The organism is Serratia sp. J2, assembly GCF_046269175.1.
GTDB classification, from domain to species: domain Bacteria; phylum Pseudomonadota; class Gammaproteobacteria; order Enterobacterales; family Enterobacteriaceae; genus Chania; species Chania fonticola_C.
Genome location: NZ_JBKABN010000029.1, coordinates 1 through 24,654, shown reverse-complemented (window position 1 = coordinate 24,654; position 24,654 = coordinate 1). Strand labels below are relative to the sequence as shown.

At 53.6% G+C, this 24,654-nt stretch carries 23 protein-coding genes; 8 read left to right on the top strand and 15 right to left on the bottom strand.

Annotation, left to right across the window (positions count from 1 at the left end; translation table 11 throughout):
* Positions 1-19 precede the first annotated feature (19 nt).
* From atpA to asnC, 11 genes are all read right to left on the bottom strand, one after another.
* Entirely contained in the window at positions 20-1,561 is a 1,542-nt protein-coding gene (gene atpA / locus ACKWMY_RS23160) for a F0F1 ATP synthase subunit alpha (RefSeq protein WP_024527379.1), read from the bottom strand.
* Between the two features lie 12 nt (positions 1,562-1,573).
* Positions 1,574-2,107, bottom strand: a complete 534-nt coding sequence (atpH, locus tag ACKWMY_RS23155) for a F0F1 ATP synthase subunit delta (RefSeq protein ID WP_409487126.1) — start codon at positions 2,105-2,107, stop codon at positions 1,574-1,576.
* A gap of 14 nt (positions 2,108-2,121) precedes the next feature.
* Positions 2,122-2,592, bottom strand: coding sequence for a F0F1 ATP synthase subunit B (gene atpF / locus ACKWMY_RS23150; protein WP_021181429.1), 471 nt, complete (start codon positions 2,590-2,592; stop codon positions 2,122-2,124).
* 58 nt (positions 2,593-2,650) lie between these two features.
* A complete protein-coding gene (atpE, locus tag ACKWMY_RS23145) occupies positions 2,651-2,890 on the bottom strand; it encodes a F0F1 ATP synthase subunit C (protein WP_004393045.1) in 240 nt (79 codons plus the stop codon).
* A gap of 49 nt (positions 2,891-2,939) precedes the next feature.
* Positions 2,940-3,719 (bottom strand): F0F1 ATP synthase subunit A, encoded by a 780-nt coding sequence (gene atpB / locus ACKWMY_RS23140; RefSeq protein ID WP_037434395.1) that lies wholly within the window; start codon positions 3,717-3,719, stop codon positions 2,940-2,942.
* A gap of 22 nt (positions 3,720-3,741) precedes the next feature.
* Positions 3,742-4,125 carry a F0F1 ATP synthase subunit I gene (gene atpI / locus ACKWMY_RS23135; RefSeq protein WP_024484684.1) on the bottom strand — a complete coding sequence of 128 codons (384 nt, stop codon included), beginning with the start codon at positions 4,123-4,125 and terminating at the stop codon, positions 3,742-3,744.
* 636 nt (positions 4,126-4,761) lie between these two features.
* A complete protein-coding gene (gene rsmG, locus ACKWMY_RS23130; protein WP_024527382.1) occupies positions 4,762-5,382 on the bottom strand; it encodes a 16S rRNA (guanine(527)-N(7))-methyltransferase RsmG in 621 nt (206 codons plus the stop codon).
* A gap of 140 nt (positions 5,383-5,522) precedes the next feature.
* Positions 5,523-7,412 (bottom strand): tRNA uridine-5-carboxymethylaminomethyl(34) synthesis enzyme MnmG, encoded by a 1,890-nt coding sequence (gene mnmG, locus ACKWMY_RS23125; RefSeq protein WP_021181433.1) that lies wholly within the window; start codon positions 7,410-7,412, stop codon positions 5,523-5,525.
* A 381-nt stretch (positions 7,413-7,793) separates the two neighbouring features.
* Positions 7,794-8,234 carry an FMN-binding protein MioC gene (gene mioC, locus ACKWMY_RS23120; protein WP_024484681.1) on the bottom strand — a complete coding sequence of 147 codons (441 nt, stop codon included), beginning with the start codon at positions 8,232-8,234 and terminating at the stop codon, positions 7,794-7,796.
* 254 nt (positions 8,235-8,488) lie between these two features.
* On the bottom strand, positions 8,489-9,610 hold the full coding sequence (locus ACKWMY_RS23115) for a DUF1266 domain-containing protein (RefSeq protein WP_409487125.1): 1,122 nt from the start codon (positions 9,608-9,610) through the stop codon (positions 8,489-8,491).
* A 52-nt stretch (positions 9,611-9,662) separates the two neighbouring features.
* Positions 9,663-10,124, bottom strand: coding sequence for a transcriptional regulator AsnC (asnC, locus tag ACKWMY_RS23110; protein WP_021181440.1), 462 nt, complete (start codon positions 10,122-10,124; stop codon positions 9,663-9,665).
* Between the two features lie 155 nt (positions 10,125-10,279).
* On the opposite strand from asnC, the gene asnA reads away from it, so the two are divergent.
* Entirely contained in the window at positions 10,280-11,272 is a 993-nt protein-coding gene (gene asnA, locus ACKWMY_RS23105; RefSeq protein ID WP_409487124.1) for an aspartate--ammonia ligase, read from the top strand.
* 3 nt (positions 11,273-11,275) lie between these two features.
* On the opposite strand, the gene viaA is transcribed toward asnA, so the two are convergent.
* Both viaA and ravA read right to left on the bottom strand, forming a co-directional pair.
* Entirely contained in the window at positions 11,276-12,739 is a 1,464-nt protein-coding gene (viaA, locus tag ACKWMY_RS23100; protein WP_308872896.1) for an ATPase RavA stimulator ViaA, read from the bottom strand.
* A 2-nt stretch (positions 12,740-12,741) separates the two neighbouring features.
* Positions 12,742-14,250, bottom strand: coding sequence for an ATPase RavA (gene ravA, locus ACKWMY_RS23095; RefSeq protein WP_409487123.1), 1,509 nt, complete (start codon positions 14,248-14,250; stop codon positions 12,742-12,744).
* Positions 14,251-14,559: 309 nt separating this feature from the next.
* Between ravA and kup the strand changes: the two genes are divergently transcribed.
* The 7 genes from kup (at position 14,560) to rbsR (ending at position 22,409) form a co-directional block, all read left to right on the top strand.
* Positions 14,560-16,428 (top strand): low affinity potassium transporter Kup, encoded by a 1,869-nt coding sequence (kup, locus tag ACKWMY_RS23090; protein ID WP_074030803.1) that lies wholly within the window; start codon positions 14,560-14,562, stop codon positions 16,426-16,428.
* A 167-nt stretch (positions 16,429-16,595) separates the two neighbouring features.
* Positions 16,596-17,015 (top strand): D-ribose pyranase, encoded by a 420-nt coding sequence (rbsD, locus tag ACKWMY_RS23085; protein ID WP_074030802.1) that lies wholly within the window; start codon positions 16,596-16,598, stop codon positions 17,013-17,015.
* Positions 17,016-17,022: 7 nt separating this feature from the next.
* On the top strand, positions 17,023-18,528 hold the full coding sequence (rbsA, locus tag ACKWMY_RS23080; RefSeq protein WP_021181446.1) for a ribose ABC transporter ATP-binding protein RbsA: 1,506 nt from the start codon (positions 17,023-17,025) through the stop codon (positions 18,526-18,528).
* 4 nt (positions 18,529-18,532) lie between these two features.
* The gene (rbsC, locus tag ACKWMY_RS23075; protein ID WP_024484670.1) at positions 18,533-19,501 is read left to right on the top strand and encodes a ribose ABC transporter permease; all 969 of its coding nucleotides are present in this window, start codon (positions 18,533-18,535) and stop codon (positions 19,499-19,501) included.
* 25 nt (positions 19,502-19,526) lie between these two features.
* Entirely contained in the window at positions 19,527-20,414 is an 888-nt protein-coding gene (gene rbsB, locus ACKWMY_RS23070; protein WP_211134669.1) for a ribose ABC transporter substrate-binding protein RbsB, read from the top strand.
* Between the two features lie 62 nt (positions 20,415-20,476).
* The gene (gene rbsK / locus ACKWMY_RS23065) at positions 20,477-21,403 is read left to right on the top strand and encodes a ribokinase (protein ID WP_024527391.1); all 927 of its coding nucleotides are present in this window, start codon (positions 20,477-20,479) and stop codon (positions 21,401-21,403) included.
* A 4-nt stretch (positions 21,404-21,407) separates the two neighbouring features.
* Positions 21,408-22,409, top strand: a complete 1,002-nt coding sequence (rbsR, locus tag ACKWMY_RS23060; protein WP_261160193.1) for a ribose operon transcriptional repressor RbsR — start codon at positions 21,408-21,410, stop codon at positions 22,407-22,409.
* Here rbsR and mdtD read toward each other — a convergent pair.
* Together mdtD and ACKWMY_RS23050 are read right to left on the bottom strand one after the other, a co-directional pair.
* Positions 22,406-23,824 (bottom strand): multidrug transporter subunit MdtD, encoded by a 1,419-nt coding sequence (mdtD, locus tag ACKWMY_RS23055; RefSeq protein WP_024527393.1) that lies wholly within the window; start codon positions 23,822-23,824, stop codon positions 22,406-22,408. The genes rbsR and mdtD overlap by 4 nt on opposite strands.
* A 37-nt stretch (positions 23,825-23,861) precedes the next feature.
* Complete coding sequence (locus tag ACKWMY_RS23050) at positions 23,862-24,551, bottom strand: FadR/GntR family transcriptional regulator (RefSeq protein WP_024527394.1); 690 nt, start codon at positions 24,549-24,551, stop codon at positions 23,862-23,864.
* Positions 24,552-24,654 lie beyond the last annotated feature (103 nt).

Genomic DNA, 24,654 nt, shown 5'->3' with positions numbered 1-24,654 from the left:
AACGGCAGGCCGCTATGCGTTACCAGGACTGGGTTGCCTTGAAGGTATCGAGGATGCCTTTCAGCTTGCCTTCGATCTCATCGTTATAAGCACCAGTTTGGTTGATGTGGTTCAGCAGTTCGGCATGCTCGCGATCCGCAAAAGCAACCAGAGCGGCTTCGAAGCTGACGACTTTCGCCACTTCTACGTCGTTCAGGTAGCCACGCTCGGCGGCAAACAGCACCAGAGACTGTTGTGCGACGGACATCGGCGCATACTGTTTCTGTTTCAGCAGCTCGGTCACTTTCTGACCGTGGCTCAGCTGTTTACGCGTTGCATCGTCCAGATCGGAAGCGAACTGAGAGAACGCAGCCAGTTCACGATACTGCGCCAGAGCGGTACGAATACCACCGGACAGTTTTTTCATGATCTTGGTCTGTGCTGCACCACCCACACGGGATACGGAAATACCCGGGTTAACCGCCGGACGAATACCAGAGTTAAACAGGTTGGATTCCAGGAAGATCTGACCATCGGTAATCGAGATTACGTTGGTCGGAACGAACGCGGAAACGTCACCCGCCTGGGTTTCAATGATCGGCAGAGCGGTCAGTGAACCGGTTTTGCCTTTGACTTCACCTTTGGTGAAGGCTTCAACGTAGTCGGCGTTAACACGCGCAGCACGCTCCAGCAAACGGGAGTGGAGGTAGAATACGTCGCCTGGGTAAGCTTCACGACCTGGTGGACGGCGAAGCAGCAGGGAGATCTGACGGTAAGCAACAGCCTGTTTGGACAGGTCATCGTATACGATCAGCGCATCTTCACCGCGGTCACGGAAGTATTCGCCCATTGCGCAACCGGCATATGGCGCCAGGTATTGCAGTGCAGCGGATTCTGACGCGGTAGCCACAACCACGATGGTGTTGGCCAGTGCGCCGTGCTCTTCCAGCTTGCGTACCACGTTAGCGATGGTAGACGCTTTCTGGCCGATAGCTACGTAAACGCATTTGATGCCGGAATCGCGCTGGTTGATGATCGCATCGATCGCCAGGGCAGTTTTACCGGTTTGACGGTCGCCGATCACCAGCTCACGCTGGCCACGACCGATTGGGATCATGGCGTCGACCGATTTGTAGCCGGTCTGTACAGGTTGATCAACAGACTGACGCTCGATAACGCCAGGTGCGATAGTTTCAACCGGAGAGAAACCGTCATGTTCAACCGGGCCTTTACCGTCGATAGGTGCACCCAGGGTGTTGACCACACGGCCCAGCAGACCACGGCCAACTGGAACTTCCAGAATACGGCCGGTACATTTTACCTTCATGCCTTCGGCCAGATCCGAATACGGACCCATTACCACGGCACCTACAGAGTCACGCTCCAGGTTCAATGCAATTGCGTAACGGTTGCCTGGCAGTGCGATCATTTCGCCCTGCATAACCTCGGCCAAACCGTGTACGCGGATGATCCCGTCGCTGACGGAAACGATGGTACCTTCATTGTGAGCTTCGCTCACTACATTGAACTGAGCAATGCGCTGCTTGATCAGTTCGCTGATTTCGGTGGAATTCAGTTGCATGCTCCAGTCCCCTTAAGACTGCAAGACGTCTGCCAGGCGCTCGAGACGGCCACGTACGCTGCCATCGATCACCAGATCACCGGCACGGATAATGACACCGGCCAGTACAGACTTGTCAATTTTGCAATTCAGCTTAACTTTGCGTGACAGACGTTTTTCCATCGCAGCGATAATCTTGGCTTGCTGTGTGTCGTTCAGTGCGCTCGATGAGAGCACCTCGACTTCGACGGTGGATTCCAGCGCGGCGCGCAGTTCGATGAACTGTTGCAGCACCGCAGGAAGGACCAGTAAACGCCCATTTTCGGCCATTACACGGATAAAGTTCTGGCCATGTTCGTCGAGCTCATCGCCACAAACCGCAATAAACGTGTTGGACAAGGTTTCAGGTGCAACAGCACCGGAAAGCAGTTCCGCCATCTGTTCATTACGCGTGACAACAGCAGTAAACGCCAGCATTTGCTGCCAGCGTTCTACGCCTTGGTTCTCAACGGCAAAGTCAAAAGCTGCTTTGGCGTAGGGGCGAGCTACGGTGATAAATTCAGACATCAGCCCCTCCCTCCTTACAGTTCAGCGACCAGTTTATCAACGATGTCGCTGTTAGCAGCTTCATCCACGGAACGTTCGATGATCTTCTCGGCACCGGCAATTGCCAGCATCGCGACTTGCTTACGCAACTCTTCACGAGCGCGCTTACGTTCGGCTTCGATCTCAGCCTGAGCCTGCGCCACGATTTTGTTACGTTCCTGCTCGGCTTCTGCTTTCGCTTCGTCCACGATCTGAGCTTTGCGTTTGTTTGCTTGCTCAATAATCGCCTGGGCTTCCGCTTTGGCAGTTTTCAGCTGGTCGGTCGCATGGGCTTGCGCTAAGTCCAAATCTTTTTTGCCACGTTCTGCGGAAGCGAGGCCATCAGCAATTTCTTTCTGACGCTTCTCGATGGCAGCCATAATTGGCGGCCATACATACTTCATGCAGAACCAGACAAACAGGATGAACGCGATAGCCTGGCCGAGGATTGTTGCGTTAAGATTCACAGCACAATGCCTCTTTAAAAGTTAATAATGTGGTTTCTTTGTAGAGTGTGAACCCTACTTACGCGACAGCAAACATCACGTACAAACCCAGACCAACAGCGATCATCGGGATGGCGTCAACCAGGCCCATAACGATAAAGAACTGTGTACGCAACAGAGGGATCAGATCAGGTTGACGTGCAGCGCCTTCCAAGAATTTACCACCCAGGATGCCGATACCGATCGCAGCACCGATTGCCGCTAACCCCATCATAATAGCGGCAGCCATGTACAGCAGATCCATATTCAGGTTTTCCATGACAGTCTCCAGTTTGTTTCAGTTTAATAGTGCAAGTGTTTTAAGAAAATCAGTGCTCTTCAGATGCCATCGACAGATAGACAATCGTCAGAACCATGAAAATAAAGGCTTGAAGCGTAATGATCAGGATGTGGAAGATTGCCCAAGGCAAACTCAGCATCCACTGTGACCACCACGGCAACAGACCAGCAATCAGGATGAAGATCAACTCACCCGCATACATGTTGCCGAACAGTCGCAGACCCAGTGAAACAGGTTTGGACAGCAGGCTGACACCTTCAAGGATCAGGTTAATGGGAATAAATACCGGGTGGTTGAACGGCTGCATGGTTAACTCTTTGACGAACCCACCAATGCCTTTCATTTTAATGCTATAGAACAGGATCAGGACAAATACGGCCAACGCCATCGACAACGTGATGTTCACGTCGGCGGTAGGCACCACACGCAGTGCTGGCAGGCCAAGGTAATGCTCACCGATGAACGGCAGAAGGTCGACCGGGATCAGGTCCATCAGGTTCATCAGGAATACCCAGACGAACACCGTCAGTGCCAGCGGAGCAATGACCTTGCTCTTGCCGTGGTACATATCTTTTACGCTGTTGTCGACAAAGCCAACGATCAGCTCAACGGCGGTTTGCAACTTTCCGGGCACGCCGCTGGTGGCGTTTTTGGCTACCTTGCGGAATACCGCCAGAAAGACCACCCCGAGGACAATGGAGAAAAACATCGAGTCGACGTTAATCGACCAGAACCCCGTCCCGACCTGAAGCTGCGTCAGGTGGTGACCGATATACTCCTGTGGAGTCAAGACTTCTCCTGCAGACATGATGCCTCTTACCCTTATTTAGTTAAGTTCGGTAACTGTTAATCACGGCTGGTGCCACTATCTGCACAATCAACACCGCTAAATAGGTCAGGCCAAGCGGTACAAACGCCGCTTTGAACACCCCAAGCGCCACGATCAGCAAAACGATGGTGATCACGACCTTTAGCCCTTCACCAATGGCGAACGACCAGGCAACCCGTCCGGGTGCCGGCGTCTGTGCCTGATGACGCAAGGCAAACAGCATAAACATGGCATTGGGTAACCAGGCAGCCAGGCCACCTGCCAGTGCCGAACCGCTCCACTCCAGACTTTTCAGGCCGAAAGCAGCGCTGATCAAAACAAAAGTCATTAACTGCAGCAACAGCAACTTGCGTGCAACTTTTCCGCTGTACAGGGACACAGACATGACGTTTGTTCTCTCCGTACCCCTGAGGGGGTATGCCGACGTATAAAACTGCCTTTGCGGTTCTGAGTCAAGCAGCAAAAAACGTGCAAATTATACGGGCCACTCCAACGAATTCAATCGATAAGTAGCGAAAAGGTGAACAATTATTTAAATTTCCCCTTTTAGGGCTATTTTCACAAGAAAATGGCCGGAATAATCGCTCGCATTTATTTGTCTGACTATTCCACGGTTGCGGTAAGAAACGTGCAACCGATCACAATACTGACTATTAATGAGTTATAGCCCAGGTTCACGACCTAGGTCTTTAGCTTTTTGGGCGATCAAAAAATATTATAAATCAAATCATTACAACGTAACCGTTCAAAAACAATCCTTATACCCCGCAAAAACCTTTTATTGACATTCACAGGAATAATAAAGCAACACTCAATTAACACTGACAGCAAATCGGAATCTTTCACACATTGTTGCTAACGTGACTATCACCTACTGAAATGATGCATTTTTGACATAAGAATGTTAATTAAAAGTAAATAAACGAAAGAAAGGGCCTGTCTGATTAGCCTGCTTGCTATTTACCTTCTGTACCCTACACCAATCACTGATTATTTGATGCTAAGCAATTCTGATTTGGCTTTAGTGGGCTTTCAGGACGATCAAATGGCGCTCGCCATCCAGCTCCGGCACCTGCAAACGCACCACCGACTCCAGAGAAATCCCTTCTGGCAACTGGGCCAACTCGTCTTGCGGGCAAACCCCTTTCAGCGCATAAAAACGCCCCTGCCCTTTGGCTGGCAGGTGGTGACACCAAGCCAACATGTCTTGCAGTGAAGCAAAAGCCCGGCTGATCACACCGTCAAACGGCGGTTCTGCCACAAACTCTTCCACACGGCTCTGTACCGGCTCGATATTGTTCAGCCCCAACTCATGCTGCACCTGTCGCAGAAAGCGTACACGCTTGCCCAGGCTGTCTAACAGGGTGAAATGGGCATCGGGCCGCACGATTGCCAACGGAATGCCTGGCAAACCCGGGCCGGTGCCAACGTCGATAAAGCGTGAACCTGTCAGATGGGCATTCACCACAATGCTGTCCATGATATGACGCACCAGCATTTGCTGCGGATCGCGTACAGAAGTGAGGTTGTAAGCCTTGTTCCACTTGTCGAGCATAGCGACATAGCCCAACAATTGCTGCTTTTGTTGATCGGGAAGCGAAATTCCAGCCGCTGAAAGCAACGAATCCAATTTTTTTTGCACAACAGAGTCCTCTGACAGGCGTGGAACATGCAGGCCAATCTGCAACTGCTCTCTTAGGCAGTCTATGATAATTCAGGCTTGAGATGATGTCAGCGGCCGTTTGCTCAGCAGATAGGCAAACGGCCACTCGGTGAGCGGATTTATGCGCTGCGGCGCAGTAAGCCCTGTTTTTTCAGCCAGATCAGCAAAATAGAGATCGCTGCTGGGGTGATGCCGGAAATGCGCGAAGCCTGACCGATCGAGTTAGGCTTGTGATCGTTCAGTTTGGCGATCACCTCGTTGGACAATCCGGAGACCTGGCGATAATCGAGATCCAGCGGCAGCACGGTGTTCTCGTTGCGCTGTTGTTTGTCGATCTCATCTTGCTGGCGAGCGATGTAGCCTTCGTATTTCACCTGAATTTCCACTTGCTCAGCGGCTTCGGTGTCTGCCAGTGCAGGAGCAAAAGCTGCCACCGCGGTCAGTTGGCCATAATCCATTTCCGGGCGGCGCAGCAGTTCTTCGCCATTGGCTTCACGTGACAGAGGAGCTTTCAGCAGGACGTTAACCTGCTCGACGTTCTCTGAATGCGGGTGCACCCAGATATCACGCAGACGCTGACGTTCCTGTTCGATGTGCTCAAGTTTTTCGCAGTAGCGCTGCCAGCGCTCATCGTCAACCAGCCCCAGTTCACGGCCTTTTTCCGTCAGGCGCAGATCGGCGTTGTCTTCACGCAGCATCAGACGGTATTCGGCACGTGAGGTAAACATGCGGTACGGCTCTTTGGTGCCCAGCGTACTGAGATCGTCCACCAGCACCCCCAGGTAAGCCTGATCGCGGCGTGGTGACCAGCCTTCGTCTTCAACGGCATAACGCCCGGCGTTCAACCCGGCCAACAAGCCCTGCGCAGCAGCTTCTTCGTAACCGGTGGTGCCGTTGATCTGGCCTGCGAAGAACAGCCCTTGAATAAATTTGCTTTCCAATGTGGGCTTCAAATCGCGTGGATCGAAGAAATCGTACTCGATGGCATAGCCAGGGCGAACGATACGGGCATTTTGCATCCCTTCCATCGAACGCACGATCTGCATCTGTACGTCAAACGGCAAACTGGTGGAAATCCCGTTCGGGTAGATCTCGTTACTGGTTAACCCTTCAGGCTCCAGGAAGATCTGGTGCGCATTACGATCGGCAAAGCGCATCACTTTATCTTCGATCGACGGGCAATAGCGTGGGCCGATCCCTTCGATGATCCCGGCATACATCGGGCTACGATCGAGGTTGTTGCGGATCACGTCATGGGTTTTTTCATTGGTGTGCGTGATGTAGCACGGCACCTGTTGTGGATGCTGGCTGGCGTTGCCCAGGAAAGAAAACACTGGAATTGGCGTATCGCCATGCTGCTCAGCCAGAACGCTGAAATCTATGGTGCGTGCATCGATACGGGGAGGTGTACCCGTTTTCAGGCGATTGACACGCAGAGGCAGTTCACGCAGACGCTGTGACAAAGAGATCGACGGAGGATCCCCAGCACGGCCACCGCTGTAGTTTTCCAGGCCGATGTGGATCTTGCCATCCAGGAAGGTGCCTACGGTCAGTACTACCGCTTTGGCACGGAATTTCAGCCCCATCTGGGTCACCGCACCCACCACTCGATCGTTTTCGACGATCAGATCCTCAACCGGTTGTTGGAAGATCATCAGGTTTGGCTGGTTCTCCAATGCGGTACGAACGGCTTGGCGATACAGGACGCGATCTGCCTGAGCTCGAGTGGCTCGCACTGCCGGGCCTTTGCTGGCGTTTAGTATCCTAAACTGGATACCCGCATGGTCGATCGCCTTGGCCATCAGCCCGCCGAGTGCATCGATTTCCTTGACCAGATGCCCTTTCCCGATACCACCGATCGCCGGATTACAGGACATTTGTCCCAGCGTGTCGATATTGTGGGTCAGTAATAAAGTCTGACGTCCCATACGTGCCGCAGCCATGGCGGCTTCGGTTCCGGCATGGCCACCACCGATGATAATGACGTCAAATTGCTCTGGATAAAACATGGAACAGCACCTCGGAGTACTTGCGAACGATCGTTGTTTGCCCTGGGGGGAGGATTCTACTCAAGTTTAGTCGATCGACCAAGCGGTCAGGATCTTAGGTAATTAAAAGAAGATCTTTTTTATTTAAAGATCTCTTTATTAGATCTCTTATTAGGATCGCGATCCTCTGTGGATAAGTGGTTATTCCACAGAAAGATCAGCCGATTAAGCAGGATCGTTTGCTGTGAATGATCGGTGATCCTGGCCAGTATAAGCTGGGATCTAAATGGCATGTTATCCACAGGACAGAAAGCGTACGACGGTTGTTATTGGGATAACTACCGCTTATACCCTGCTTTCGAGCCTAGTTATACACAATCGTTCGCGCGATCTTTAACCGAATTAGAGTAAAATAATCCAATTCTTCAGCCATTCTTCGGCAGGATCCTCGGGAATTTCATGTTGGGTCACGTCGATCTCGAGACGATCGCCGATCCTTTTCGCTCCACGAGCCTGGAAAAGATCGTCGATCTGTTTGATCGCACCACAGAAGGTATCGTACTCAGAACTGCCCAAACCGACGGCACCGAACTGCACCTGCGATAAATCAGGTTGCTGCTCTGCCAGTTGTTCTAACAGCGGCTGCAAGTTATCTGGTAAATCACCGGCACCGTGAGTGGAGGAAACCACCAGCCACCGGCCCGACAGCGTCAATTCATCCAATTCAGGGCCATGCAGCATTTCCGTTGAGAAACCTGCTTCTTCAAGTTTCTCGGCCAAATGTTCAGCCACGTATTCTGCGCTGCCAAGCGTGCTGCCACTGATCAGAGTAATGTCTGCCATGAATGAATGATCCCAACCTTAAACTCAAGAGGCCGTATTGTACTCTGTGAATCAGCTGGGATCTACCTGTGGATAATATGGGTATAACGATCTTATCTAGTACAGAGTCTGCGATTAAGGCGTTAATTTCTCACAGAATAACGGTATTCTCTTTGTGTAATGTTTTGATTTGAGGTTATTTAATCGAGAAAGGGGGGCGGGGTAAGGAAGAAAGCGGCCAGCGTGCCATAAGCTCACTGACCAATAAATTTTTATTACGACACGTAATCTTCGGGTTTAATCGATGATATGAACGGCTGCTCAGGCTGTAGATGAGCAAAGCCACTGAGCATATCTTCACTCAGCTCAATACCGGGGCGTGCTGGCCAAGGTAACGATTTGATTGGCCAATGGCAGTGTTGCTGATAGTCCTTGAACTGCGCTAATCGGCCCTTTACCAAGTCGAAGTCGTTACTCCAAAAGGCATGACCGAGACGGTAGTTCTTATTGAATTCGTCAAAACTGGCAAAGAGTTCATGCGCTATATTGGCTGTTTTCAATATGTTGTCCCAGGCTTCTTGTTCTGCGATCAAACCGGCACAAAAACATGAGCGGCTCAGTGTGATCACCCGCCATAGATCGAAGGCCCAAATCAGCGCTGGCGAGCGTTGCTCCGGGCTTGGGGTTATGCAGCTATGAATATAACCGACAGGCTCTTCAATCAGTGTGGCCAGATTCCTCACCCAGGTATCATCTTCTACCGAATGGCGCATGTCGAAGGCAAAATGCTGGGAGTGCATACCGGCCAAAAGTTTATTCACAGCTTCGCGATAGTGCTTGGCGTCGGCGATGTTCCAGTCATCGTACAACCCTTTAAGGTGATCTTTGGGCTGTGATGGATCCAGCAATGGAAATGTCTTAACGGGATCTTGCAGGCGTGCGGCGATCGGGTAGTGCTCAAGTGTTTCACTCCAAAAGCCATGTGAATAAGTTTGGACTATGTCCAGGCGCAATGCTTGACGCTTGTTGTCTTCTAACTGGCCTAAATTCCCCTGCTGATAGTATCGCTGTTGCTCGCGCATAGGGGTTTTGACCAACCATGAGCACCCTATGGCCACCAGCCCGATGGCTAGCGCAGTACAGCCCCAAATCCAGTAAACTAGCGGGGGTAGTGAAGTACTAATGAAGCTATCCTGATAAGCAATTACCAGTAAGAATGACAGGCCTATGCCCAAGAGAGTCGGTATAACGAGTAACACGGAAATCACAGCGGCCAACGGACTTAATACCTTTAGCATGCCCTGGTTACCCGCTTCGCGATATTTATCCCGGAGAACCTTAACGTTTTTAACCGGAAAATCCTTGAATAGCGGGTGGTTTTGCATCAGTTCCTTCATTGGATTGCATTGCTCCTTTTTTATCTATATAGCTATCCTAACAAACACCAGCCTAAGGCGTAATGGTACGCATGATAGGATTCTGCAGCGAGATCAGCGTCTCCGTTGACTGGATCTCGTCGATGGTCTGGATCTTGTTGATCAGTACCTGTTGCAACGCATCGATCGAGCGGCACATCACCTTGATAAACACGCTGTAGTGACCGGTGGTGTAATAGGCTTCCACGACTTCCTCCAGGCTTTCGAGTTTTTTCAGCGCCGAAGGGTAGTCCTTGGCACTCTTCAATATGATGCCGATAAAGCAGCAGACGTCGTAGCCCAGCTGTTTTGGGTTCACATCAACCCGCGTTCCGGTGATGATCCCGGCCTGCTTCATCTTCTCCACCCGCACATGAATGGTGCCGGGGCTGACGGCAAAATTCTTCGCCAGTTCAGCGTAAGGCATGCGGGCATTTTCCATTAATGCGTTGAGGATGCCGCGATCGAGATTATCGATCTGATAAATTTCTGCCATTAAATGCCCCTTTAATTGCTGATTATTGAATTATCACCGTTTAAAAATGACCGATTAAAAGCGAAAAGGCAATATTGATTGATGGATATTGAATTTAGGTGCCATTCTGTTGCTTAATCATTGGCAACTAGACAGGTTATTCAAGAGATACGGCAATGAAAAAGCAGTTTATCCAAAAACAACAACAAATCAGCTTCGTGAAATCCTTCTTCTCTCGCCAGTTGGAACAGCAGCTTGGCCTGATTGAAGTGCAGGCTCCGATCCTCAGCCGACTGGGTGACGGTACTCAAGATAACCTTTCTGGCAGCGAAAAAGCCGTTCAGGTGAAAGTCAAAAGCCTGCCGGACGCGACGTTTGAAGTAGTGCACTCGCTGGCTAAATGGAAGCGTAAAACCCTGGGCGAGCACGATTTCAGCGCGGGTGAAGGTGTGTATACCCATATGAAAGCGCTGCGCCCGGATGAAGATCGCCTGACGCCGATCCACTCGGTGTATGTCGATCAGTGGGATTGGGAACGTGTAATGGGAGATGGCGAACGTAGCCCGGCTTACCTGCAAGATACCGTCAAGCGGATCTATGCCTCTATAAAAGAAACGGAAGCCGCGGTGAGCCGTGAATTTGGTCTGGCACCGTTCCTGCCAGAACAAATCCACTTTGTTCACAGCGAAACGCTGCTGCAACGTTACCCTGAGCTGGATGCCAAAGGCCGTGAACGTGCGATCGCCAAAGAATTGGGAGCGGTATTCCTGATTGGTATTGGTGGCAAACTCTCACATGGCAAATCCCATGACGTGCGTGCACCGGATTATGATGACTGGACCACGCCAGGTATTGAAGGGCTGAAAGGGTTGAACGGTGACATCGTGGTGTGGAACCCGGTATTGCAGGATGCGTTTGAACTCTCCTCGATGGGCATCCGTGTCGATGCGGCGGCGCTGCAACATCAGTTGGCGTTAACCGACGATCTGGATCGCCTGAAGCTGGAATGGCACCAGTCCCTGCTGCGTGGTGAAATGCCTCAGACGATTGGTGGCGGGATTGGTCAATCACGCCTGGTGATGCTGTTGCTGCAACTGTCGCATATTGGGCAAGTACAGTGTGGCGTGTGGGGACCAGAAGTACGCGAGAGCGTTGAAGGGCTGCTGTAACAGCTAGCGACTCCAGCGCCGTAGTAAACGGCTTTTTAACCCGGTATCAAAGCGCCAGATATGATCGAAGATGCGCATGATGCCGGGTTTGCCATAGGCTGACATGGCCACCGCATGAAAGCGTTGCTGGTGGCTTTGCTGCTGTGACTTCACTTTCTTGATCACCTCTTCCGGCAGCCGCTGGGCAATAAAATCGGAAATAATCACCGCATCGGCGTCAAACCAGTCGCTTTCCGCCATTTTGCTGACGGTGGCATTCAGGCAGGCGGCCAAATCCGTCCCGCCACGAAAATGTTGACCCAGGAACCGCACCGCCTGTTCGATACCGCTGGCGGCCGTCAGTTCATAGTGCACAATCTGGCTGGCAAACAGCATGATGTAGCAGCGGCGGTTGTCTGCCAGTGCGATGCGCAACAGTGCCAGGCAAAAGGCCTTGGCGCATTGTTCATTAAAGCCGCCCATTGAGCCGGAAGTATCTACGCAGACAATAAACGGCCCGCGTGGCTGCCGGTCCTGCTGCTGATGAGTGACCTGGCGCATCATGATCTGTTCCTGCCAGGCATCCCCTTGCAGGCGATAGGTCAGCAAGCGTTTTTCCAGCAGCCGACGGTAAAACTCAAACTCCAACTCTTCAATGCCCAACGCTGCCAGTTCGGGTGGCAGTAACCGCAGGATGTCGTCACTTTGGTGTATACCGCTGACCTCTTCCGGCTGAATGGCGGGTACCTGCACCATCACCCGGTATGGTTCAGGCTGCGCATCTTGTTGCTGCACCGCCTTGGCTTCATAGCTGCGGCCCAGTTGTTGTGCCAGCTTTTGTAGCTCTGGCTGCTGTTGCAGGAAGTCTCCGTACTCCACCAGCCGTTGGTAGTCACCACGTTGTAAATGGCCTTTGCTCATATCCCACAATCGGCCCGCGGCCGTGTCGTTCTCTGCCAGCACTGGTTCCAGTGCGCCGCTCAGAGCAAGCCGTTCTTGCAGCTCGGCCATCAGTTGTTCACGCTCCTGCTCCAGTAACTTATGGTGCAGCATCGTGGCCTGCAGCGTCAGGCTAATGCGCCAGCGTTGCAGAAACAGGGTTTGGAAGCTGCCATCGAGCGGATGAGCGGGGAGATCTGCGGCATCCACCATACTCCGTGCCTGGGCGTAAAACGGCGACGCGCATTGGCGTAATAGATCGAGCGTATCGTTAAGGTTTTGCGAGAACTGGCCGTGGCTTTCCAACTGGCATTGCTGATAGCGGTAAAACTCTTGCGCCAGCACCGGCGGCACCACGGCTTGCTGAATGCGATCTTTCAGTTGCCGCTTCCAATGAGGCAGATCGCGGTTGATCGCCCGACGTATCGCCGGGAATTTATTGAAAAATACCACCAACTGCGGCGTGGCCAACATGCCAATGATCAGCTCTTCGATCAGCTCGCCTTCGGAGATCGACAGCAGCATATCGAGCGTTTCGAGGCTCAGCATGGTTACTGGCCGCGCATTTGCTGGGACAGCTGTTTGATCTGCTCGGCCACCTGCAACAGGCTGGCTTCAATTTTCGCCAACCCGGCGGCAGGGGTGAACAGGCAAGGCTGATGCTGGCTGAATAACCGCCGCTGTTCCGCCTGGCGCTGGCTTAGTGTTTCTATTTCGTCCAGGAATTCTGGCGGGGTTCCCCCGGTCGGCTTACCCGGCAGGGCCAGCAGGGAGGGCTGGCGGCTGACGTCCAGCACGGTCAGGTGCAATTGCTCATCGACGTCCAGATCGATCTGCTGGGCAAAACCAATGCCGTTGAGTTTGGCGCGCACGTCACCGCCTTTTTGCAGCCAGTTTTCCAGCATGTTGCTTTCGATACTCAGGTGGTTAACCTGGATGTCGTGCAACTGTAACGGTTTTTGCAGCAGCAGCGTCAAAGTGGTGCCAGTGAGCGGATGCTCCAGCACATATTGTGGCTTACGGCTGAACATGCCGCCTTTTTTCACCAGTTGGATGGCCTGGCGATGGCTCTGCTGCTGTTGATGCTGCATCCAGCGGGTGTGGATCTGCTGTAGTTGTATCAACAAGGTTTGTTGCTGGTAGGCCTGTTCGGTCAGCAACTGATCGACTTGTTGCTGTAACAATTTTAATGATGTCCGATCGTGCCACAGGCAATCCTTCAACAGCATTAAATCCAACGGCACAATGGTGTCGCGGCCGCTGAAAAAGGCACAGGCCTGCAGTAAGCGCAGGGATTTCTTCCAACGCCGGTCGGAAACATAAGGCGCCTGTTCCAAAGCGTCTAACCGTTGGCGCAGCAGGAAAATCAGCTCAAAGCAGTTTTCCGGCAGTTTGACCTTATCTATCTGCGGTTGCCATTGGTGGAACTCTTCATCGCTGATGCTCAGCGCCTCGGGTACCGGGTTGTCGCTTTCGTTCTGCCGGGCTACCAACAGCGAGCGGAAATTCTGTTTATCCTGCACCTTATCGAGCCACAGCCGGATCAGCATACGGTCATACAAGGCTTCAAGGCTGCTATCGGCCTCGGGTAATTCATTGGAGGCGGTGACCAGCAGGCGCAGCGGAATGGGTTCTTCACTGTTGCCGTTACGGAAACGGCGCTCGTTGATCGCGGTCAGCAGGGTATTGAGGATAGCCGGGCCAGCCTTCCAGATTTCATCAAGAAACACGATCTCGGCTTCAGGCAGATAACCCGCTGTCAGGCGTTGATAGCGGCCTTCATCTTTCAGTGCCTGGATCGACAGTGGGCCAAACACCTCTTCGGGCGTGGAAAAGCGCGTCATCAGGTATTCAAATGAGCGAGCGCTGCGGAAGGCAAATTTCAGCCGGCGGGCGATCAGACTCTTGGCGATCCCCGGTGGGCCGAGCAAGAACACGCTTTCCCCGCACAAGGCCGCCAGCAAGCACAGCCTGATAGCCTCTTGCCGTTCATAAAGGCCGCTCTCCAGCGCACTGCTGAGGCGGGAGATCCGTTCTGCCAGAAGTGTTGATGACGCCATAAAATAGCTCGCGTTGTCCGGAGGTTAGAGCCTGCCACCCAGGCCGACAGCCAATCTTGCTAGAGAATCCGATGATAAACCATCATTATTTTTAGCCTTATAGCTGGTTGATTAGTAAAATTTTTCTATGCTCAACAAGGGGGCTGATTCACATTTTGTTTATTTTTGGGGTCAGATAGTAGAGTAGGCAAGTGCTATAAATGATGCATACTGTGCGCCTTTTACCGGGTGTGACGGATCTTAGAGCCCGTATCTTTAGCCTGATGCTGATGCATCGGTTGACGGATGATCTAGCAAAAGAAGCAAACTATGAGCTCAGAACATAAACAGTCTTTATCGGCGGTTACCCTGGCGGCTATTGGGGTCGTTTACGGTGATATCGGCACCAGCCCGCTCTATACCTTACGAGAATGTTTCTCCGGCCATTACGGTTTTGACGTCCGTCCCGACGTGGTGTTTGGTTTTCTTTCCTTAATCTTCTGGATGTTGATTGTCATCGTTTCCCTGAAGTATCTCACCTACGTCATGCGTGCGGATAACGCCGGTGAAGGCGGGATATTGACGTTGATGTCTTTGGCAGGGCGCCATACCTCGGCACGTACCACTTCCTTGCTGGTGATCCTGGGCCTGATTGGTGGCAGCTTCTTCTATGGCGAGGTGGTGATCACCCCGGCGATCTCGGTGATGTCGGCCATAGAGGGGTTGGAGATTGCCGCACCGTCGCTAGATCCCTACATCGTCCCGCTCTCCATTCTGGTACTGACCTTACTGTTTGCAATCCAAAAACATGGCACCGGCAGCGTAGGCAAACTGTTTGCCCCGGTGATGCTGCTGTGGTTTATCGTGTTGGCGGTGCTGGGGGCGCGCAGCATTATCGCCAACCCGGAAGTGTTGCAGGCGCTGAACCCGAAATGGGCCTTCAACTTCTTTGTTGAATATAAGAAGGTGTCGTTCTTCGCGCTCGGTGCGGTGGTGCTGTCGATTACCGGTGTGGAAGCGCTGTATGCCGATATGGGCCACTTTGGCAAATTCCCGATCCGCCTGGCCTGGTTCACCGTAGTGCTGCCTTCGCTGGTGCTCAACTACTTCGGCCAAGGGGCATTACTGCTGAAAAACCCGGAAGCGATCAAGAACCCGTTCTTCCTGTTGGCACCCGACTGGGCACTGATCCCGCTGTTGATATTGGCCACGCTGGCCACGGTTATCGCCTCGCAGGCGGTGATTTCCGGCGTCTTCTCGTTGACCCGCCAGGCCGTTCGTCTGGGCTATCTGTCACCGATGCGCATCATTCATACCTCGGAAATGGAGTCCGGCCAGATTTATATCCCGGTGATCAACTGGACCCTGTATATCGCCGTGGTGTTGGTGATTGTGGGCTTCGAGCACTCCAGCAACCTGGCCGCGGCTTATGGTATTGCGGTGACCGGCACCATGGTATTGACCAGCATCCTGATCACCTCCGTTGCCATCAAGAACTGGCATTGGAATCGCTTCCTGGTGGGGGGGATTCTGGCGATCCTGCTGATTATTGATGTGCCTATGTTCTCGGCTAACGCCCTGAAGTTGTTCTCCGGCGGTTGGTTGCCGCTGACGTTGGCTCTGGTCATGTTCCTGATCATGATCACCTGGAAGAGCGAACGCTTCCGTCTGCTGCGTCGGATGCATGAGCACGGCAACTCCCTTGAAGCGCTGATTGCCTCACTGGAAAAATCACCGCCGGTTCGCGTGCCTGGCACCGCTGTGTTTATGTCGCGGGCGATTAACGTGATCCCGTTTGCCCTGCTGCATAACCTCAAGCACAACAAAGTGCTGCATGAGCGGGTGGTGCTGCTGACCTTGCGTACCGAAGATGCCCCTTATGTGCATAACGTCCGGCGGGTAACGATTGAACAACTGTCCCCGACCTTCTGGCGGGTGGTGGCCAGCTATGGCTGGCGTGAAACGCCGAACGTTGAGGAAGTCTTCCATCGCTGTGGGTTGGAAGGGCTGCCATGCCGGATGATGGAGACGTCGTTCTTTATGTCCCATGAATCGCTGATCCTCACCAAACGGCCGTGGTATCTGTTCCTACGCGGCAAGCTGTTTATCGCCCTGAGCCGCAACGCATTGCGGGCTGCCGACCAGTTTGAGATCCCGCCCAACCGGGTCATCGAACTGGGAACCCAGGTCGAAATCTAAATCAGGGGCTCAGCATTTGCTGGGCCCTTCTTTTTTATCTGCGCTTTTATCGAACGCGAGCGAAACGTTTCGATGGCGATCACATTTCCGCTATTACAAGGTTGTCTTCCCCTGCTGATTTTCTAAACTGACTCAATAGCGAAACGTTTCGCTGCTGGAGTTTACTAATGAAAAAAGGCGTACTACTGAATTCTGATGTTTCTGCGGTGGTCTCTCGTCTCGGCCACACCGATCAGATCGCGATTTGTGATGCGGGCTTGCCGATCCCGGCCGTGACGCCGCGTATCGATCTGGCGCTGACCCAAGGGGTGCCGACATTTTTGCAGGTTGTCGGTGTCGTGACGCAGGAAATGCAGGTAGAGAGCGCTATCCTGGCGGAAGAGATCGTCAAGCATAACCCATCGCTCCACCAAGCGTTGCTGGCTCAACTGACGCAGCTTGGCCAAAGCCAGGGCAATACCATCAGCATTAGCTATATCAGTCACAGCGCGTTTAAAGCGCAAACCGAACATAGCCGAGCCGTGATCCGCAGCGGAGAATGTTCGCCCTACGCGAACGTGATCCTGTGCTCCGGCGTAACTTTCTGAGGCGCCTATGCAACCTTTACTGCAACTGAAAGGGATCGATAAGGCCTTTCCCGGTGTGAAGGCGCTTTCTGGGGCTGCCCTGAGCGTTTATCCCGGCAGGGTAATGGCGCTGGTGGGGGAAAACGGTGCCGGCAAATCCACCATGATGAAAGTGCTGACCGGTATCTACAACAAAGATGCGGGCAGCCAATATTTCCTCGGCAAAGAAGTGGCCTTCAATGGGCCGAAGGATTCGCAGGAAGCGGGTATCGGCATCATCCACCAGGAACTGAACCTGATCCCGCAGCTGACCATTGCCGAGAACATCTTTCTTGGCCGCGAGTTCGTTAACCGCTTTGGCCGCATCGACTGGAAACGCATGTATGCCGAAGCCGACAAACTGCTGGCACGTTTGAACCTGCGCTACAGCAGCCATCGGCTGGTGGGGGAATTGTCGATTGGCGATCAGCAAATGGTGGAAATTGCCAAGGTGCTGAGCTTTGAATCCAAAGTGATCATCATGGATGAGCCGACCGATGCCCTGACCGATACCGAAACCGCCTCGCTGTTTAAAGTGATCAACGAGCTGAAAGCCGAAGGCCGCGGCATTGTTTATATCTCCCACCGCCTGAAAGAGATCTTCGAAATCTGCGACGATGTGACCGTATTTCGTGACGGGCAATTTATTGCCGAGCGGCCGGTTGCCGAACTGAATGAAGATTCGCTGATTGAAATGATGGTTGGCCGCAAGCTGGAAGAGCAGTATCCACGGCTGAATCTGCCGCGCGGTGAAAAACGCCTGCAGGTGAGCCACGTTTCCGGCCCTGGCGTGCATGACGTCAGCTTTACTTTATACCGCGGTGAGATTCTGGGTGTGGCTGGCCTGATGGGGGCTGGGCGTACCGAGCTGATGAAGATCCTGTACGGTGCGGCACCACGTAAAAGCGGCACCGTCAACCTGGACGGCCATGAGGTGGTGACTCGTACTCCTCAGGACGGCCTGGCCAACGGTATCGTCTATATCTCCGAAGACCGTAAACGTGATGGTCTGGTACTGGGGATGTCGGTGAAGGAAAACATGTCGCTCACCGCGCTACGCTATTTCAGCCGTGCCGGTGGTGGCCTGAAACATGCCGACGAGCAGATCGCCGTCAGCGATTTTATTCGCCTGTTCAATATTAAAACGCCGTCGATGGAGCAACCGATTGGCCTGCTTTCCGGCGGTAATCAGCAAAAAGTGGCAATTGCCCGTGGTTTGATGACCCGGCCAAAGGTACTGATCCTCGACGAACCGACACGCGGCGTCGACGTTGGGGCCAAAAAAGAGATCTACCAGTTAATCAACCAGTTCAAGCAGGAAGGGCTGAGCATCATTCTGGTGTCTTCGGAAATGCCGGAGGTGCTGGGCATGAGTGACCGCATCCTGGTGATGCACGAAGGCCACCTCAGCGGCGAATTCCCGATTGAACAGGCCACCCAGGAAGTGCTGATGGCAGCAGCTGTCGGCAAGCAATACGGCGTAAAGCAGGAGTAAAGATATGAGTTCACAAAGTGTCGCAGCTAAGCGCTGGTTCAGTAAAGAGTGGCTGTTGGAGCAGAAATCGCTGATTGCCCTGCTGGTGCTGATTGCCGTGGTGTCTTCGATGAGCCCGAATTTCTTCACCGTTAATAACCTGTTCAATATTTTGCAGCAAACCTCGGTGAACGCCATTATGGCGGTCGGCATGACGTTGGTGATCCTGACTTCCGGCATCGATTTGTCGGTCGGATCGCTGTTGGCGCTGACCGGAGCGGTAGCCGCTTCGATTGTCGGATTTGAAGTCAATGCGGTGGTGGCTGTTGCCGCTGCGCTGGCGTTGGGGGCTGCCGTAGGTGCCTGCACCGGGATTATCGTTGCCAAAGGCAAGGTTCAGGCCTTTATCGCCACCCTGGTGATGATGCTGTTACTGCGCGGTGTGACCATGGTGTACACCAACGGTAGCCCGGTCAATACCGGCTTTACCGACGTTGCCGATACCTTCGGCTGGTTCGGGATTGGCCGCCCGTTGGGCGTTCCTACCCCGATCTGGATCATGGCCATCGTGTTTATCGCCGCCTGGTATATGCTGCATCATACCCGTCTTGGCCGCTATATTTATGCACTGGGCGGCAACGAAGCGGCTACCCGCCTTTCCGGTATCAGCGTCGATAGGGTTAAAATCATCGTTTACTCCCTGTGCGGCCTGCTGGCGGCACTGGCTGGGGTCATTGAAGTGGCGCGCCTGTCCTCTGCGCAACCTACTGCGGGTACCGGCTATGAGCTGGATGCCATCGCTGCGGTGGTGCTGGGTGGTACCAGCCTGGCTGGGGGTAAAGGGCGCATCGTCGGTACTCTGATCGGGGCGCTGATCCTTGGCTTCCTGAACAACGGTTTGAATTTACTGGGTGTTTCTTCCTACTACCAAATGATCGTGAAAGCAGCCGTTATTCTGCTGGCGGTTCTGGTAGACAACAAAAGTAACAAGTAACCTCTCCCCTACAGGAATCACGACCATGAAAATGAAAAAACTGGCAACCTTAGTTTCGGCCATCGCGTTAACCGCCACTCTGAGTGCTAACGCCCTGGCAAAAGACACCATCGCGCTGGTGGTTTCTACACTCAACAACCCGTTCTTTGTTTCGATGAAAGAGGGGGCGCAGTTGGAAGCCAACAAACTGGGTTACAACCTGGTGGTGCTGGATTCCCAGAACAACCCGGCGAAAGAGTTGGCCAACGTGCAGGATCTGATGGTGCAGAATCCGAAACTGCTGCTGATTAACCCAACCGATTCTGACGCGGTAGGTAACGCCATCAAGATGGCCAACCAGGCCAAGATCCCAGTCATTACGCTCGACCGTATGGCAGCGAAAGGCGAAGTGGTTAGCCATATCGCCTCCGACAACCGCGTGGGCGGTAAAATGGCCGGTGACTTTATTGCCAAGAAAGCCGGTGCTGACGCTAAAGTGATCCAGCTGGAAGGCATTGCCGGGACATCTGCTGCCCGTGAACGTGGTGAAGGCTTCCAACAGTCACTGGAGCAGAACAAGTTTAAACTGCTGGCCAGCCAGCCGGCAGACTTCGATCGCACCAAGGGTCTGAACGTCATGCAGAACCTGCTGACCGCGCATCCAGACGTGCAAGCAGTGTTTGCACAGAACGATGAAATGGCACTGGGCGCTCTGCGTGCATTGCAAACAGCGGGTAAAACGGATGTCATCGTGGTTGGCTTTGACGGCACCGCAGACGGTGTGAAAGCGGTTGAAGGCGGTAAATTGGCTGCCACCGTGGCACAGCGTCCGGATCAGATCGGTGTGATTGGCGTAGAAACGGCAGATAAGATCTTGAAAGGCGAGAAAGTACCGGCGACTATCCCGGTTGATTTGAAACTGGTTACCAAGTAAGTCATCTCCAGCGCCATCGGAACGGGGCGTGACGATGGCGCGCAATTTAAGGGATCCCTGTGATGGAAACAGCAAAGCTGGTGGTTTTGGGCAGCATCAATGCCGACCATATCCTCAATATCAACCAGTTTCCCCAGCCGGGCGAAACGGTGATCGGCCAGCAGTATAAGGTGGCCTTTGGTGGCAAAGGGGCTAACCAGGCGGTAGCTGCCGGGCGCAGCGGTGCGGATATCGCCTTTATTGCCTGTGTAGGCGAAGACGATATTGGTGAACGTATTCGCCAACAGCTGGCAACCGATCGCATCGATACCCAACCGATTGAAGCTATCACTGGCAGCACCACCGGCGTGGCGCTGATTTTCGTCAATGCCGAAGGCGAGAATGTGATTGGTATCGATGCCGGTGCCAACGCGGCGGTCACTCCCGATTATCTCAACCGCTATCGGCAACGGGTTATCGATGCCGATGCGTTACTGATGCAGCTTGAATCACCGTTGGAAACGGTGATTGCCGCCGCCAAACTGGCCAAGCAGCACCAAACCCAGGTGATCCTCAACCCGGCTCCGGCCTGTGAGCTGCCTGACGAACTGTTAGCGATGATCGACATGATCACCCCGAACGAAACCGAAGCCCAGCGGCTGACCGGTATCGCGGTGAATAATGACGCTGACGCCGAGCGTGCCGCCAACATCCTGCATGATAAAGGCATCGGCTGCGTGATTATCACCCTCGGTAGCCGTGGTGTGTGGTTGAGCGAAAACGGTAAAGGCAAATTGGTACCGGGCTTTAAGGTCAAGGCGGTAGATACCATCGCGGCCGGTGATACGTTCAACGGTGCCTTGGTTACTGCTTTGCTCGAAGGCAAAGTGATGAGTGATGCGGTGCGTTTCGCTCATGCGGCGGCGGCCATTGCCGTTACCCGGCCGGGTGCACAACCTTCCGTGCCATGGCGTGAAGAGATTGACGCCTTCTTGCAGCAACAGGGATAACGCTTTGGCTACCATGAAAGATGTCGCCCGCCTGGCGGGTGTTTCAACCTCGACGGTCTCGCACGTGATCAATAACAATCGCTTTGTCAGCGACAGCGTGCGTCACAAAGTCATGGTGGCCGTGGAACAGCTTAACTATGCCCCTTCCGCACTGGCGCGCAGCCTGAAACTCAATACGACGCGCACCATCGGCATGCTGGTGACCTCCAGCAATAACCCGTTTTATGCCGAAGTGGTGCGCGGCGTTGAACGCAGCTGCTATGAGCGCGGCTACAGCCTGATCCTGTGCAACACCGAGGAAGATGTGGCGCGTATGAACAGCAGCATGGAAACGCTGCTGCAAAAGCGAGTGGATGGTCTACTGGTGATGTGTACCGAAAACCACCGCCCCTCTCAGGATGCGCTGAGCCGCTACCCCTCGTTACCGATCGTGATGATGGACTGGTCGCCGTTCGAAGGGGCCAACGATATCATCCAGGATAACTCGTTGCTGGGGGGGGAAATGGCTACCGATCATCTGATCGCTCGCGGCTATCGCCAAATCGCCTGTATCGCCGGGCCGCTGGATAAAACCACCGCGCGCCATCGTTTGGAAGGCTATCGCCGAGCCATGCAGCGTGCCGGTCTTGAAATCCTGCCGGGCTATGAGGTGTATTGCGATTTTGAGTTTGAAGGCGGTGTGCATGCCATGAGGCAGTTGTTGGCGTTGGTCGAGCCTCCTCATGCGGTGTTTGCTGGCAACGATGCCGTCGCCGTCGGCGTTTATCAGGCGCTGTATCAGGCCGGGCTGGTGGTGCCACGGGATATGGCCGTGATGGGTTACGACGACATCGAACTGGCCAAATATCTGGCCCCACCGCTCAGCACCATTCATCAGCCCAAAGATTCGCTCGGAGAACTGGCGATCGATGCGCTCATCAACCGCCTGCAAAACCCCGAACGTGATGCCCAGATCCTGGTGCTGACGCCAGAGCTGGTGGAGAGAGACTCTGTCGGTTACCGCTAACGGGTCACCTTCGCTTCTTTGCGTGATTGCTCTTTGCCGGTGATCAGGTTATTGCCGTCTTTTCTTCTTAACAGCATAAAGACGAAGGCCGAAGCGACGGTCACTATCCCCATGGTAATAAAGGTGTAGTGGAACTGATCGATCATGGTGCCGATCTCCATCGAGCCATAGAAGCGCAACACGGCGGCACTGATCGCCACGCCAAAGCTGATAGACAACTGCTGTGTCACTGCCAGTACGCTATTGCCGGAACTGGCGTTGCCATCGTTCAGGTCTGCCAGGCTGATGGTATTCATGGCGGTAAACTGCGTCGACATCGCCATCCCTAGAACAAACAGTGGCAAAATCATCAGCCACAGCGGCATACCTGGGCTTTGCAGTGAGAACTGCGCAATCAACACGCCGATAATGATAGTGATACCCACCAACGTCTTACGATAGCCGAACCAGCGCAACACTTGGGTAACGGTAGACTTGGCCATCAGAGAACCCACCGCCGTCGGGGCCATCATGCAACCGGCGACGATCGCCGAATAGCCAAAGGCTACCTGCAGCATCAACGGCATCAGGAACGGAACGCAGCCGGTCCCCAGCCGCGAGGCCACGTTACCGGCAATGCCGACGGAAAAGGTGCGGGTCTTGAACAGATCCAGCCCAATCAGCGGCTGAGCGTAGCGGCGGGCGTGAATGATATAGCCAAACAGCATCACAAAGCCGCTCAGGAACACCCCCAGAGAAATGTAATTGGCCAGCACCTGCTCGCCGAATAGCTCCAGGCCGGTGGAGATAAGAACCAGGCTAAGGCCAAACAGCATAAAACCGATGAAATCAAATGGTCGCTTCGGTGTGGTGAAGTCCGGCATGTATTTGCGGGCGTAGACGATGCCGAGCAAGCCTATCGGGATATTAATCAGGAAGATCCAATGCCAGGTAGCGTAGGTCACCAGCCAGCCGCCAAGCAGCGGCCCCATTATTGGCCCAACCAGGCCAGGCATGGTGACAAAGTTCAGTACCGGCAACAGCTCACTACGCGGATAGGCCCGCAACAGGGCAAGGCGTGCCACCGGCATCATCATCGCACCGCCAATCCCCTGTAAAATACGTGAGGCAACCAGGAAACTCAGCGTCGGGGACAAGGCACACAATAACGAGCCAAAGGTAAACAGGGATACGGCGATAATAAACACCCGCCGGGTACCGAAGCGATCGGCCAGCCAGCCGCTCACCGGGATTAGCATCGCAACCGTCAGGGTGTAACTGATCACCGCCGATTGCATTGCTAAAGGGGAACGGTCGAGACTGTGGGCTATCGCCGGCAAGGCGGTATTGAGAATAGTGGCATCCAACGCCTGCATAAAGAACGCCATCGCGGCGATCCAAGGCAACCCTGCCATGCTGCGTGCAGATTTTGTCATCGTGATCTCATTTTCCTTCTATATATAGATGCGGAGTTTACGCATTCCCCTGCAACAATGTTTGGCATGCAGTGAGGGCTGCGATGCTGTCACTGGCGACTATGGCATCCACAATGGCCTGATGGTGTTGCAGCTTGATCACTTCATTACCGGTGATCGCCCGGAAATAGCTTTGATACACCGAGCTGAACAGGTTGGCGAACGAGGTGAGAAACGGATTGGCGCTGGCTTCATAGATCAACTGGTGGTACTGGGTATCGACTTCAATCCAGCGTTCGCGGTCAAAATCCACGTGTAGCGCCTGCATTTCTGCCATCAGCGTGACCAATCGCGCCTTTTGCTCCGGGGTGGCATTGATTGCTGCCAATGAGCAGGCTTGAGGCTCGAGCGACGTGCGTAGGATAAGGAAGTGCTGCATTACTTGGCCGAAGTTCTCCCTGGTCATCCACCAGGTCAGCAGATCCTGATCGAGGAAGTTCCATTGGCTTTGCGGCATAACTCTGGTACCGATGCGGGGGCGCGGTAACAGCATGCCTTTGGCCGCTAGCATTTTTACCGCTTCACGTACCGCAGTGCGGCTGACGCCAAACTGTTCTGCCAAATCCATCTCGCCTGGCAGGATGCTGCCGGCTTGATATTCACCGGCCAGGATCTGTTGGCCGAGCTTTTCTGCCAGCAGATAAGAAAGATTACGCTGTGCCGCCTGTTGTTGAGCATCGAATTGCATGGCTGCGGTTCCTTTAACTGCATTGTTATCTTTCATTTTACGCCAGGGAGCGCCAGCTTTTACGGCTGTTTTCGGGAAAAAGTGGCAAAAACGACGAACAAGA